Origin of the sequence: Cellulomonas sp. ACRRI (genome assembly GCF_022346185.1) — a bacterium.
Classification (GTDB): Bacteria; Actinomycetota; Actinomycetes; order Actinomycetales; family Cellulomonadaceae; genus Cellulomonas.
On record NZ_JAKRMS010000043.1, the window covers coordinates 15,904 to 29,651 of the forward strand.

Here is a 13,748-nt window from a genome sequence, read left to right on the forward strand (position 1 = left end):
GCCGGGCCGCGCCACGCCGAACTCACACCCCCAGCGTCGTCCGCGCCTCCGGGTCGAGCAGCGCCGCGACGGCGGCGCGCCCCGCCGCCGGGTCCGCCGCCGCCAGGGCCGCGTCCGCCATCGCACGGCACGCGTCGAGCGTGTGCCGCCGCAGCGCGAACCGCACGGCGGGCAGCGCGGCGGGCGACATCGACAGGCTGGTGATGCCCAGCCCCGTCAGCACCAGCGCCATCAGCGGGTCGGACGCGGACTCGCCGCACACCCCGACGGGCCGGTCCTTCGCCGCCCCGGCGCGCGCGGTGGCGGCCACGAGCTCCAGGACGGCGGGCTGCCAGGCGTCGAGCAGGTCCACGAGCTCGCCGCGCAGCCGGTCGGCCGCCATCGTGTACTGCGCCAGGTCGTTGGTGCCGAGCGAGACGAAGTCGACCTCGTCGAGCACGGCGTCGGCGCGCAGCGCGGCGGCGGGCACCTCGACCATGACGCCCGCGGTGCGCAGGCCGGCCTCGTGCACCGCGTCGGCGAACGCGCGGGACTCGGCGGGGGTGGCGATCATCGGGGCCATCACCCAGGGCTGGGCGCCGGTCTCCTCGCCGGCCCGCGCCAGCGCGGTCAGCTGGTCGGTGAGCAGCGCCGGCGCGGACCGCACCAGCCGGTACCCGCGGACGCCGAGCGCGGGGTTCTCCTCGGCGTGCAGGTTGGCGAACGCGAGCGGCTTGTCGGCACCCGCGTCGAGGGTGCGCACGACCACCTTGCGGTCGGGCCCGAGCGCGCGGAGCACCCGGGCGTACGCGGCGGCCTGCTCGTCGACGGTCGGCGCCTGCTGCCGGCCGAGGAACAGCACCTCGGTCCGGAACAGCCCGACGCCCTCGACGGCCGCGCCGGCGAGCTTCTCCGCGTCCTCGGCGGTGCCGATGTTCGCGAGCAGCTGCACGCGGTGGCCGTCCGCGGTGCCGCCGGGCTCGGTGTCGGACTCCAGCGCGCGCTCGGCGGCGGCGCGGGCCTCCAGGGCGGCGCGGTCGTCGCCGGTCGGCTCGACGAGGACGGTGCCCGCGGCGGCGTCGACGCCGACCACGAGACCGTCCGCGAGCGCCCCGGCGCCCGTGGTGCGCACGACGCACGGGATGCCGTTCTGCCCGGCGATGATCGCGGTGTGCCCGGTCGGGCCGCCCTCCTCGGTGACGAGGGCCAGCACGCGCTCCAGGTCCAGCGCGGCGGTGTCGGCGGGCGCGAGGTCGGTGGCGACGACCACGGACGGCTCGCGCAGCTCGGGGACGCCCGGGGCGGGCAGCCCGGCCAGCCGCGACACCACCCGGTCCCGGACGCTGCGCAGGTCGGTGACCCGCTCCGCCAGGTACCCCCCGGCCTGCTCGAACATCGCGGCGAACGTGCCGACCACGGCGTCGACCGCCGCGACCGGGGGCTCCCCGCCGCGGACCCGGCCGAGCACCTGGTCCCGCAGCGCCGGGTCGTCGGCCATCATCGCGGTGGCACCCAGGACCTCGGCCACGGTGCCGGTCGCGCGCCGGCCCTGGTCCCGCAGCGCGTCGGCCACGGCGGTGAACGCGGCGGTGACGGCGTCGGGCAGGTCCTCGGCCGGGACCGGTGCCCCGTCGACGAGCACCGGCGCGTCGCCCGGCACCGTCGGCACGGGGCGCACCCGCACCACGGGGCCGACGGCGACCCGGCGGCCGACGCCCACCCCCTGCAGCACCGTCCCGGCGGCGGGCGGTGCGGTCGTCTCGGTTCGCGTGTCGGTCATGGCGTGAGCGTCTCCCCGTCGAGATCGGTCTGGCAAGGGGCCGAGGTCCCCCGGTGTCCCCGGGCCGCGCGGGCCCGGGGACCATCGTGCCGTCAGGCGACGGCGGGCTGGGTGGTGGCGGCCGGCGCGGCGGCGACGGCGTCGGCCTCCTGCTCCGCCTGGACCAGCGGACTGGGCCGCAGGCCCTTGAGCACGACCACGACGCCGGCGGTGACCACGGTGCCGACGGCGACCGCGAGCAGGAAGCCGAGCGGGTTCGAGATCAGCGGCAGCACCCAGATCCCGCCGTGCGGCGCCCGGAGCCCCGAGCCGACGGCCATCGTCAGGGCCCCGGTGACGCTGGACCCGACCACCGAGGACACGATGACCCGCCACGGGTCCGCCGCGGCGAACGGGATGGCGCCCTCGGAGATGAACGACAGACCGAGCAGCCACGCGGCCTTGCCGTTCTCCCGCTCGGCGTGCGTGAACAGGCGCTTGCGGACCGTCGTCGCGAGCGCCATCGCGAGCGGCGCGACCATGCCGGCGGCCATCACCGCGGCCATGATGCGGTACTGCACCGCGTCGCCGGTCAGCCCCTCGGTCGCCAGGCCCGTGACCGCGAACGTGTACGCGACCTTGTTGATCGGGCCGCCCAGGTCGAAGCCCATCATCGCGCCCAGCAGCGCGCCCATGAGCACGAGGTTGGACCCGGACAGGCCGTTGAGCCAGTTCGTCAGGCCGTCCATCACGTCCGCGATCGGCCGGCCGATCACCACGAACATCAGGAAGCCCGTGATCAGCGAGGACAGCAGCGGCGTCACCACGACGGGCATCACCCCGCGCACGCCCTTGGGCACCCGCCACCGGCTGATCCACAGCGCGAGGAAGCCACCGACGAAGCCCGTCACCAGGCCGCCGAGGAAGCCCGCCCCGATCACCACGGAGATCGCCCCGCCGACGAAGCCGGGCACGAGCCCGGGCCGGTCGGCGATGGCGTACGCGATGAACCCGGACAGCACCGCCACCAGGAAGCCGAACGCGGCGGCACCCGTCTGGTACAGCAGCACCGCCCAGTCCTGGCCGGAGGTGATGCTGAACGACGTGATGAGGTCCTCGACCGGGACCGCGGTCACCGCGACCGGCCCCTCGTTCCCGGGCCAGGCCGCCTGCGCGACCATGAAGCCGAGCGCGATGAGGATCCCGCCCGCGGCGACGAACGGGATCATGTACGACACGCCGGTCATGAGCCACTGCCGGATCCGGGTGCCGGCACCGGCGTTCGCGTCCACCTTCGTGACCGGGCGCGGCGCCCCGGCCGACGGGACGGCGCCCGCCGCGGCGGCGTCCTCGGCGGGCACGCCGGCCTCGACCGCCGCGACCGCCTGGGCGAGCACGCCGGTCGGGTCGTGCACCGCCTTCTTCACGCCGACGTCGACGGAGGGCTTGCCGGCGAACCGCTCCTTGGCCTGCACCTCGAGGTCGGCGGCGTAGATCACGCCGTCCGCCGCCGCGATGATCGCGGGGTCGAGCGGGGTCGAGCCCGCGGCGCCCTGCGTCTCGACGTGCACCTCGTGGCCGGCGGCCTTGCCGGCCTGCTCGAGCGCCTCGGCGGCCATGTACGTGTGGGCGATCCCCGTGGGGCACGAGGACACGGCGACGAACTTCATGAGGGCACCACCTCTCGCTGGACGATCTCGGCCACGGTGGCCGCGTCGGGCGCGTCGAGCAGCGACTGCCGGAACGACTCGTGCACGAGCCGGCGGGCGAGCGCCGCGAGGATCTGCAGGTGGTCGGCGTCCCCGCCGGCGGGCGCGGCGATGAGGAACACCAGGCGGGCGGGCCCGTCCGGGGCGCCCCAGTCGACGGGCTCGCGCAGCTTGCCGACCGCGAGGCTCGGGGCGGCGACGTGCTCCGACCGGGCGTGCGGGAGGCCGACGCCGCCGGGCATGCCGGTGGCCATCTGCGCCTCGCGGGCCCGGACGTCGGCGTGGAAGCCTTCGGCGTCGGTGACCCGGCCCGCGGCGGCGAGCAGGGCGATGAGCTGGCGGGTCGCGTCGTCGCGGTCGGCCGCGGCGAGGTCGACGCCGACGAGCTCGGCGGAGGTCAGGGGCAGGCTCATGGTCACAGCTCCTTCAGGGCGAGGGCGGGGTCGGGGTCGGCCACCAGGGCGACCTCGTCGGGACGGACGTCGGACGGGCGCGGGACGGCGCTGCCCGGGAGCAGGACGGCGGCGCGGCCCCAGGCGACCGCGCGGCGCAGCCGGTCCGGGGGCGGGCCGGCCGCTGCGAGGTAGCCGGCGAGGGTCGAGTCCCCCGCGCCGACCGTGGACACGGGCAGCAGGCCGGGACCACCGGCCCACCAGGAGCCGCCGTCGGCGACGAGCAGCGCGCCGTGCGCGCCGAGGCTGACCAGGACGGCGGCGGTGCCGAGCGCCTGGACCTCGCGGGCCGCGGCGAGGACGTCGCCCACGGTCGTCAGCTCGTGGCCGGCGAGCTCGGCCAGCTCCTCGTCGTTGGGCTTCACCAGCGCGAGGCCGCCGTGCCGGACCGCGGCGGCGAACGGGGCGCCCGACGTGTCCAGCACGACCGGGACGCCGTGCCGCGCGCCCAGGTCGGCCACGGCGGTGAAGAAGTCGTCGTCCAGCCCGGCCGGCAGGCTGCCCGCGGCGACCACGGCGGTCGCGCCGGCGAGCTCGGACTCCACCGCGGCGAGCAGGGCGGCGACCTCGTCCGGGGTCAGCGCGGCACCGGGGGCGTTGATCTTGGTGGTGGCGCCGCTCGACTCGGTCAGCGTGATGTTGGACCGCGTGTCCCCCGCCACGGGCACCGGCCGGGCGTCGACGCCCTGGGCGGCGAGCAGCGCCACGACCTGCGCCCCGTCCGCGCCGCCCGACGGCATGACCGCACGGGACGCGACGCCGTGCGCCGCGAGCGCCCGGGACACGTTGATGCCCTTGCCGCCGGGGTGCAGGTGCGTGGCCGCGGCGCGGTTCACCTCGCCGACCGCCAGGCGCTCCAGGTGCAGGGCGCGGTCCAGGCTGGGGTTCGGGGTCAGGGTCACGACCCGGGGGGCGGTCACGCGCGCACCACCCGCGGGCCGGCGGCCTCGACCTCGTCCGCGAGCTCGGGCATCACGCCGGAGTCGGTGACCAGCGTGTCCACCTGGTCGAGCGAGGCCACGTGCGCGAAGTCGGCGCGGCCGAGCTTCGTGTGGTCCGCGAGCACCACGGTGCGCCGTGCCGCCGTCACCAGCGCCCGCTTCACCGCGGCCTCCGCGAGGTCGGGGGTGGTGAGGCCGTGCTCGACGCTCAGGCCGTTGGTGCCGAGGAACGCCGTGTCCACGTGGATGTCCGCGAGCTCCCGCAGGGCCCAGGTGCCGACCGCCGCGAGCGTCCGGCCGCGGACCGTCCCGCCGACCAGGTGCAGCGTGATCCCGGGACGGGTGGCGAGCACCGTCGCGACCGGGAGCGCGTGCGTGACGACGGTCAGCTCGCGGTCGGTCGGCAGGAGCTCCGCGAGGCGCACCGTCGTGGTGCCCGCGTCCAGGATGATCGCGCCGCCGGCCGGCAGCTCCTCCAGGGCGGCCTTGGCGATGCGGTCCTTCTCCCCCGACAGCAGGCCCTCGCGCTGCGCCAGCCCGGGCTCGAAGCCGAGCTGCTCGACGGGGATCGCGCCGCCGTGCACCCGGCGCACCAGGCCGTGCCGCTCCAGGACGGTGAGGTCGCGCCGCACCGTCTCCGGGGTGACGTCCAGGGTGGTCGCGAGCGAGGCGACGTCCACGCGCCCGTCCCGTCGCGCGGCGGCCAGGATCTGCTGCTGGCGCTCCGTTGCGTACACGTCGCCTCCGTCGGTTCCGGTCCTCGTCCACAGGTGACCCGGGCGCCGGGAGGGGGCCCCGCGCTGGGCTGCTGCGCGATCCAGCATGCCCCAACCGGACACCAAAACGCAAGCAATCAAACCGAGTCGGACTCAAACGCGAACCAAACGGGCATCCGCGCGCGCCCGGATGCCCGCGGCCGCGCGGCACCGGCCGAGCCCCGCCTGACAGTGGAAGGTTCTGCCGGACACGCCGACGGCGTGTCCGGCAGAACCTTCCACTCTCGCGGATGCGGGTTCGGGTGGGGGTGCCCGGATGCCAACGAGGGCCGCGGCTCCCCGGGGGGAGCCGCGGCCCTCGGCGCGCGCGGGTGCCGGCGTCAGCGCGGCTGGTACGGGGAGACGACGATCTCCACCCGCTGGAACTCCTTGAGGTCCGAGTACCCGGTGGTGGCCATCGCCCGGCGCAGGGCGCCGATCAGGTTGAGCGAGCCGTCCGCGGTGTGGCCCGGGCCGAACAGCACCTGCTCCAGCGTCCCGGCCTGGCCGACCTGGACCCGCTCGCCGCGCGGCAGGTGCGGGTGGTGCGCCTCCGGTCCCCAGTGCCAGCCCCGGCCGGGGGCGTCCGTGGCGCGGGCCAGCGCGGCGCCGAGCATGACGGCGTCCGCACCGCACGCGATCGCCTTGACCAGGTCCCCGGACCGGCCCACGCCGCCGTCGGCGATGACGTGCACGTACCGGCCGCCCGACTCGTCGAGGTAGTCCCGGCGCGCGGCCGCGACGTCCGCCACCGCGGTGGCCATGGGGGCGTGGATGCCGAGCGAGACCCGGGTGGTGTGCGCCGCGCCGCCGCCGAAGCCGACCAGCACGCCGGCCGCACCCGTCCGCATGAGGTGCAGCGCCGCGGTGTAGGTGGACGCGCCGCCGACGATCACCGGCACGTCGAGCTCGTAGATGAACCGCTTGAGGTTGAGCGGCTCGGCGCGGCCGGACACGTGCTCGGCCGACACGGTGGTGCCCCGGATGACGAACAGGTCGACGCCGGCGTCCACCACGTCCTTCCAGAACTCCTGGGTGCGCTGCGGCGAGAGGGCGCCGGCGACCGTGACGCCCGCGTCACGCACCTCGCCGACCCGGCGGCGGATCAGCTCGGGCTGGATCGGCGCGGCGTAGACCTCCTGCATGCGGGCGGTGGCCTCGCCGGCCGGCAGCTCGGCGATCTGCGCCAGCAGCGGCTCCGGGTCCTCGTAGCGGGTCCACAGGCCCTCGAGGTCGAGGACGCCGAGGCCGCCCGCGCGGCCCAGCGCGACCGCGGTCGCCGGGCTCATCACGGAGTCCATCGGCGCGGCCAGCACCGGCAGCTCGAAGTGGTAGGCGTCGATCTGCCAGCCGACGGACACCTCCTCCGGGTCCCGGGTGCGCCGGGAGGGCACCACGGCGACGTCGTCGAAGGAGAATGCGCGCCGTCCCCGCTTGCCGCGGCCGATCTCGATCTCGTTGCTCACCGGGACAGGCTACCGGCGCGGGCGGACGACGCGGGCCCCGCCGCGACGTGCGACGGGGCCCGCGTGGGTGGCGGCGGCGCGGGCCGCCGCGGCGTGCTGCCGGGGCTCAGCCCGCGACCGCGTCCACGACCGCGGCGCTGAAGGCCGGCAGGTCGTGGGGGTTGCGGGACGTGATGAGCGTCGACCCGCCCGCCTGCGACACGACGACCTCCTGGTCCACCCAGGTGGCGCCCGCGTTGCGCAGGTCGGTGGCCAGGCTCGGGTAGGACGTGAGCGTGACGCCGTCGACCACTCCGGCCTCGATGAGCGTCCACGGCCCGTGGCAGATGGCCGCGACGGGCTTGCCCGCGCCGAGCACGGCCTTCACCAGCGCCTGCGCGTCCTCCTGCGTGCGGAGCGTGTCGGCGTTCACCGTGCCGCCCGGGATGACGAGCGCGTCGATCTCGTCCGCGGACACCTGGTCCAGCGTGCGGTCGACCGGGTACTCGCCGCCCGGGTCGAGGTCGTTGTTCACGGCGCGGACGGTGCCGGCCTCGGCGGACACGAGGACGGCGGTGCCACCCTCGTCGACGACGGCCTGCCAGGGCGTCGTGAGCTCGGGCTCCTCGATGCCCTTCTCGCTGGTGAGGAACGCGACGGTACGGCCGGTCAGGCGGGCCATGACGACTCCTTCCGTGGGGACGTCCCCGCGGTCCGCGGGGTCGTCCTCCACCCTCACCCGGACGGGCGCCGGCCGCATCCGGGCCCCGCCACACGCCGCGCGGGGTCCCCGGGAGCGTCGGTGGCCGGTGCGATGCTGGCGGCGCAGGAAGGAGAGGGACGCGATGACCTGGACCGACGGGCCGCTGCTGGGGTTCGACACCGAGACCACCGGCGTGGACACCGACCACGACCGCATCGTGACGGCCGCGCTCGTCCGCCGGGACCGCGCCGGCACGCAGGTGCGCACCTGGCTGATCGACCCCGGCGTCGAGATCCCCGAGGGCGCCAGCGCCATCCACGGCATCAGCACCGAGCACGCCCGCGCGCACGGCGTCGAGCCGCGCGGCGCCCTGGACGAGATCGCCGCCGCGATCGCCGACGCGGTGCGCGAGGGGATCCCGGTCGTGGCCTACAACGCGTCCTTCGACCTGTGCCTGCTGGAGGCCGAGCTGCGCCGGCACGACCTGCCGACCGTCGAGGACCGGCTCGGCGGGGAGTTGCGCCCGGTGATCGACCCGCTCGTGCTCGACCGCGCCGAGGACCGGTACCGCTCGGGCAAGCGCAAGCTCGTCGACCTCTGCGGCGTCTACCAGGTGGTCGACACCGGCAGCCTGCACACCGCCGACGTGGACGTCGTGGCGACCCTCGACGTGCTGGAGCGGATCGTCGGCCGGTTCCCGCACCTCGGCGACCTCGACCTGGTCTCGCTGCACGACTACCAGGTGACCGCGCACCGGGCGTGGGCCGAGGCGTTCAACGCCTGGCGGACGGAGCGCGGGCACACCGGGCCGGGGGCGGAGTCGGCGTGGCCGAGCCGCGCGGCGACGCGGGCGACGGCGGTCGTCGCCGCGGCCGGCGGCGGGCCGGCGGTCGGCGGCGGGCCGGCGGTCGGCGGCGGGCCGGCGGTCGGCGGCGGGCCGGCGGTCGGCGGGCCGGCGGTCGAGGCGCCCGCGGTCGGCGCGCCGGAGCCCGTGCGCTCCCCCGCGGTCGAGGCGCCGGAGCCCGTGGGCGCCCCGGCCGCCGCCGCTGCCTCGCGGGGCCGCACCGTCCGGGTCACCGGCCGCATCGCCACCCAGCCCGCGCTGCCCGTCCCGGTCACGCCCGAGCCGGTCGCGATCCGGCACGACCCGGCGCGGGACCGCCGGTTCGCCGGCCGCCCGATCCAGGACACGCTGATCGCCTGACCTGCGCGGATCCTCGCACCGCAACACCGGCCATGAGGTCGGCATCAGCCACCTCGGCGCGCCCGCACACGATCTCCCCATCCGACGTGCTGCCAATATCTCATCCATGAGTTAACGTCGTCGTCGTGACCATGACCAACCCGACGACCGGAGCCGTCCCGACGGTGACCTCGTCCCTCCCCGTCGTCACCCCGACCCTCCCCGAGCAGCTGGCCCACGTGGGCTCGCTCGTCCGGTCCGCGCGCCGCCACCGCGGCCTGACGCAGACCCAGCTCGCCGAGCTCCTCGGCACCAGCCAGTCCGCCGTGCACCGCATCGAGCAGGGCGCGCAGAACCTCAGCCTCGACATGCTGACCCGGATCGGCGCCGCGCTCGACTCCCCGATCGTGACCCTCGGCGGCCCGCAGCACACGCACCTGCGCGTGCGCGGCGGCGCGCGGCTGTCCGGCCGGCTCGACGTGAACACCTCCAAGAACGGCGCCGTCGCCCTGCTGTGCGCGTCGCTGCTGAACCGCGGCACCACGCGGCTGAAGAACGTCGCGCGGATCGTGGAGGTCGACCGGATCGTCGACGTGCTCCGCTCGATCGGCGTCCGCGCCACCTGGTCCGCCGACGGCCGGGACCTGGAGATCGTCGTGCCGAAGGACCTCGACCTCGAGGCCATCGACGTCGACGCCGCCCGCCGCACCCGGTCGATCATCATGTTCTTCGGCCCGCTGCTCGGGCAGCAGGACGAGTTCCGCCTCCCGTACGCGGGCGGCTGCGACCTCGGCTCCCGCACCGTCGAGCCGCACATGATCGCGCTGCGCCCGTTCGGCCTGTCCGTCACCGCGAGCGGCGGCCGCTACCTGGCCCGCGTGTCCGACCCGGGCACCGAGAACCTGTCGATCGTGCTGACCGAGCGCGGCGACACCGTGACCGAGAACGCGCTGATGGCCGCCGCCCGCCGCCCCGGCGTCACCACCATCCGCAACGCCAGCCCGAACTACATGGTCCAGGACCTGTGCTTCTACCTGGAGCTGCTGGGCGTCCGCGTCGAGGGCATCGGCACCACCACGCTGCGCGTGCACGGCAAGGCCGAGATCGACGCCGACGTGGAGTACGCGGTCTCCGAGGACCCGGTCGAGGCGATGAGCCTGCTCACCGCCGGCATCGTCACCGGCTCCGAGATCACGGTCGGCCGGGTGCCGATCGAGTTCATGGAGATCGAGCTCGCGACCCTGTCGGAGATGGGCCAGCGTTACACGCTGTCCGAGGAGTACACCGCGCACAACGGCCGCACCCGGCTCGTCGACATCACGGTGCACCCGAGCGAGCTGCGCGCCCCGCTGGACAAGATCCACCCGATGCCGTTCCCCGGGCTCAACATCGACAACCTGCCGTTCTTCGCGGTGATCGCCGCGTGCGCGACGGGGTCGACGCTGGTGCACGACTGGGTCTACGAGGGTCGCGCCATCCACCTGACCGACCTGACCCGGCTCGGTGCGGATGTGCGGCTGCTCGACGCGCACCGGCTGCAGGTGTCCGGCCCGACCCGCTGGTCGGGCGCCGAGGTGTCCTGCCCGCCGGCCCTGCGGCCCGCGGTCGTGATCCTGCTCGCGATGCTGGCGGCGAAGGGCGAGAGCGTCCTGCGCAACGTCGACATCATCGCCCGCGGCTACGAGGGGCTGCAGGAGCGGCTCGTCGAGCTCGGCGCACAGATCGAGACGTTCCGGGACTGACCCCGGGGGGGACGCGGAAGGGGCCGGGTGCGATCCGCACCCGGCCCCTTCTGCGTGTCCTCAGCGCACCGTGTAGTTCGGCGACTCCGAGATCATCTGCACGTCGTGCGGGTGCGACTCCTTGAGCCCCGCGGGCGTGATCCGGACGAACTTCCCCCGCTGCTGCAGCTGCGGGATGGTGCGCGCGCCGACGTAGAACATCGACTGGTGCAGGCCGCCGACCAGCTGGTGCGCCACCGCCGCGAGCGGGCCGCGGTACGGGACCTGGCCCTCGATGCCCTCGGTGATGATCTCGTCGTCGGTCAGGTCGCCCTGGAAGTACCGGTCCTTGGAGTACGACCGGCGGTCGCCGCGGCTCTGCATCGCGCCCAGCGACGCCATGCCGCGGTACCGCTTGAACTGCTTGCCGTTGACGAACACCAGGTCGCCCGGCGACTCGTCGCAGCCGGCGATGAGGCCGCCGACCATGACGCTGTCGGCGCCGGCCACGAGGGCCTTCGCGATGTCGCCGGAGTACTGCAGGCCGCCGTCCGCGATGACCGGGACGCCCGCGGGCTTCGCGGCGAGCGAGGCCTCGTACACGGCGGTGACCTGCGGGACGCCGACGCCGGCGACCACGCGGGTGGTGCAGATCGAGCCCGGTCCGACGCCGACCTTGACCGCGTCCACGCCCGCGTCGACCAGCGCCTGCGCGCCCTCGCGGGTCGCGATGTTGCCGCCGATGACCTGGACGTGCCTCGTGGCGGGGTCGGACTTGATCCGGCGGACCATGTCGAGCATGAGCCGGGCGTGGCCGTTCGCGGTGTCCACGACGAGCGCGTCCACGCCGGCCTCGACCAGCGCGGACACGCGGTCCCAGGCGTCCCCGAAGAAGCCGACGGCCGCGGCGACGACCAGGCGGCCGCTCGCGTCCTTCGTGGCCAGCGGGTACTGCTCGGACTTCACGAAGTCCTTGACGGTGATGAGGCCCTGCAGGCGGCCGTCGGCGTCGACCAGCGGCAGCTTCTCCACCTTGTGCTTGCCGAGCAGCGCTGCGGCGTCGTCGTTCGTGATGCCGACCGGGCCGGTGACCAGCGGCATCGACGTCATCGTGTCGCGCACCCGGCGGGTGGTGAACTCCGCCGGCGGCACGAACCGCAGGTCGCGGTTGGTGATGATCCCGAGCAGGCGGCGGTCGTCGTCCACGACGGGCAGGCCGGAGACGCGGTACTTGGCGCACAGCGCGTCGAGCTCGGCCAGCGTCGCGTCGGGGCCCACGGTCACCGGGTCGGACACCATGCCGGACTCGGAGCGCTTCACCAGGTCGACCTGGTGGGCCTGCGCCTCGATCGACAGGTTGCGGTGCAGCACGCCGATGCCGCCCTGGCGGGCCAGGGCGATCGCCATGCGCGACTCGGTGACGGTGTCCATCGCGGCGGACACGAGCGGGATCGACAGGGAGATCTCACGCGTGAGCCGGGTCGTGGTGTCGACCTCGCTCGGGATGACGTCGGTCTCGCCCGGGAGGAGCAGGACGTCGTCGTAGGTGAGACCGATGAAGCCGAACGGGTCGGCAGGCGCGGCGGATCCAGGGGTACCCAGGTCGGTCATCCACCCATGATACGGCCGCCCCGCGCGCCTCCCGGCGCCCGCCGGGGTGACCTGCGCGACGTGCCCGTCCGGGCGCGCCGCGCCCGTGGTCAGCGGATGAGGCCCTTGCGCAGACCGATCGCCACGGCCTGCGCGCGGTCGGCGGCGCCGAGCTTGCGGAACAGCCGGCGGGCGTGGGTCTTGATGGTGTCCTCGGACAGGAACAGCTCCTGGCCGATCTGCGCGTTGGACCGGCCGTTGCTCATGCCGACCAGCACCTCGACCTCGCGCTTGGTGAGCGAGACCTCGTCGCGGCCGGTGGCCTGCGCGGGCAGCTCGACGCGGGTGACGACCGGGGTCGGCGCACTGGCCACCGCGCCGTGACCGTGCGCCGTCAGGCCGTCGTGCGGCACCGCGCCGGGAGCGCCGGGGATGCCCGGGCTCGCGAGGATGTGCGCAGCCACCGCGGCGAGCTCCGCGCGGCCGACGTCGGGCGCCAGGTAGCCGCGGGCGCCGAGCGCGATCGCCCGGTCGAGCGCGATCTCGTCGCCGGGCACCGCCAGCATCACGACCGTCGACTGGGAGGGGACCGCGCGCAGCCGGCGGATCGCCTCCACGGGGCCCGGGGTCGGCAGGTGCGCGTCGAGCAGCACGATGGTCGGCGGGACGCGCCGGGCCAGCGTGACCAGCTCGTCCACGGACGCGGCCGCGCGCACCGGGGCCAGTGCGGGCACCCCGAGTGCCGTCAGGACGATGCGCTCACGCACCGCCGTCGATCCGTGGCACACCACGACGCCCGCCATCGACCTCCGCCTTCCGCCTGTGCCCGGACCCTGGCGGATCCGGCTTCCTTCCTGTATCGGCCGGATCGGGCCCGACGTTAGCGTCCAGGAAGAACCCAGGTGTCAGGCGCAGACGGCCAGCACCTCGTGCACCAGGCCCGGGACCGTCCGGACCCGGTGCACCTGGCGGCCGAGCGGGACCTCTCCGGCGGCCTCGTCGGGGACCATCACGAACAGCGGCAGCTCCGCGTGCGCCTCGGTCACCGCGTCGACGAGCCCCAGGTCGGGGGCGGTCCGGTCGCTCAGCAGGACCACCGCGGAGGGCGACGTCATGGCGGCAATCTCCAGCAGCCGGTGCCGCCCCGTGGGCCCCGCCACGACCCGCGCGTCCACCCCGGCGTCGGCGAGCGCGCCGGCGAGGACGTGCAGCGACAGCGGACGAGGTTCACCCGGTGCGGCCAGCAGCAGCACGATCCGCCGGCGCGACGGGTGCCGGGGCACCCGGCCGGAACGATCCCGCAGCACCGCCAGCGCCGAGGCGACCACCAGCGCGTCGGGCTCGTCCCCGGGCCGGGCGAGGACGGTGCGCGAGGCGATGCCGGCGCGGGCCGGCGCGACGAGGTCCGACCACCAGCCGACCAGGTCCCCGCCCGACGGCAGCGCGAGCAGGCGGGCGACCTCGGCGGCGTCGGCGCGCAGCGCGGCGTCGATCACGGCGGTGGGGGTGGC

General features: G+C 75.5%; 11 protein-coding genes and 1 pseudogene. 2 read left to right on the plus strand and 10 right to left on the minus strand.

What is annotated here, in order from left to right; genetic code table 11:
• Positions 1-22 precede the first annotated feature (22 nt).
• The 7 genes from ptsP to MHY85_RS09945 all read right to left on the minus strand — a co-directional run bounded on the left by ptsP (position 23) and on the right by MHY85_RS09945 (position 7,722).
• The gene (gene ptsP / locus MHY85_RS09915; protein WP_239195910.1) at positions 23-1,759 is read right to left on the minus strand and encodes a phosphoenolpyruvate--protein phosphotransferase; all 1,737 of its coding nucleotides are present in this window, start codon (positions 1,757-1,759) and stop codon (positions 23-25) included.
• A 92-nt stretch (positions 1,760-1,851) separates the two neighbouring features.
• On the minus strand, positions 1,852-3,408 hold the full coding sequence (locus MHY85_RS09920) for a PTS fructose transporter subunit IIC (RefSeq protein WP_239195911.1): 1,557 nt from the start codon (positions 3,406-3,408) through the stop codon (positions 1,852-1,854).
• The gene (locus MHY85_RS09925; protein WP_239195912.1) at positions 3,405-3,860 is read right to left on the minus strand and encodes a PTS sugar transporter subunit IIA; all 456 of its coding nucleotides are present in this window, start codon (positions 3,858-3,860) and stop codon (positions 3,405-3,407) included. Before MHY85_RS09925 ends, MHY85_RS09920 begins: the two co-directional genes overlap by 4 nt.
• A gap of 2 nt (positions 3,861-3,862) precedes the next feature.
• Positions 3,863-4,819 (minus strand): 1-phosphofructokinase, encoded by a 957-nt coding sequence (pfkB, locus tag MHY85_RS09930; protein ID WP_239195914.1) that lies wholly within the window; start codon positions 4,817-4,819, stop codon positions 3,863-3,865.
• The gene (locus MHY85_RS09935) at positions 4,816-5,577 is read right to left on the minus strand and encodes a DeoR/GlpR family DNA-binding transcription regulator (RefSeq protein WP_239195916.1); all 762 of its coding nucleotides are present in this window, start codon (positions 5,575-5,577) and stop codon (positions 4,816-4,818) included. The genes pfkB and MHY85_RS09935 overlap by 4 nt, the downstream gene beginning before the upstream one ends.
• Before the next feature lie 359 nt (positions 5,578-5,936).
• Positions 5,937-7,061, minus strand: a complete 1,125-nt coding sequence (locus tag MHY85_RS09940; RefSeq protein ID WP_239195918.1) for a GuaB3 family IMP dehydrogenase-related protein — start codon at positions 7,059-7,061, stop codon at positions 5,937-5,939.
• A gap of 106 nt (positions 7,062-7,167) precedes the next feature.
• Positions 7,168-7,722 carry a type 1 glutamine amidotransferase domain-containing protein gene (locus MHY85_RS09945; RefSeq protein WP_239195920.1) on the minus strand — a complete coding sequence of 185 codons (555 nt, stop codon included), beginning with the start codon at positions 7,720-7,722 and terminating at the stop codon, positions 7,168-7,170.
• Between the two features lie 163 nt (positions 7,723-7,885).
• Between MHY85_RS09945 and MHY85_RS21850 the strand changes: the two genes are divergently transcribed.
• Positions 7,886-8,947, plus strand: a complete 1,062-nt coding sequence (locus MHY85_RS21850; RefSeq protein ID WP_308191355.1) for an exonuclease domain-containing protein — start codon at positions 7,886-7,888, stop codon at positions 8,945-8,947.
• 131 nt (positions 8,948-9,078) lie between these two features.
• Entirely contained in the window at positions 9,079-10,668 is a 1,590-nt protein-coding gene (locus MHY85_RS09955; protein ID WP_239195926.1) for a UDP-N-acetylglucosamine 1-carboxyvinyltransferase, read from the plus strand.
• A 60-nt stretch (positions 10,669-10,728) separates the two neighbouring features.
• On the opposite strand, the gene guaB is transcribed toward MHY85_RS09955, so the two are convergent.
• From guaB to MHY85_RS09970, 3 genes and pseudogenes are all read right to left on the minus strand, one after another.
• Positions 10,729-12,258 (minus strand): IMP dehydrogenase, encoded by a 1,530-nt coding sequence (gene guaB, locus MHY85_RS09960; protein WP_239195922.1) that lies wholly within the window; start codon positions 12,256-12,258, stop codon positions 10,729-10,731.
• A gap of 89 nt (positions 12,259-12,347) precedes the next feature.
• On the minus strand, positions 12,348-13,004 hold the full coding sequence (locus MHY85_RS09965; RefSeq protein WP_239195924.1) for a response regulator transcription factor: 657 nt from the start codon (positions 13,002-13,004) through the stop codon (positions 12,348-12,350).
• Positions 13,005-13,142: 138 nt separating this feature from the next.
• A pseudogene (locus MHY85_RS09970) lies at positions 13,143-13,748 on the minus strand (MerR family transcriptional regulator); the annotation flags it as partial.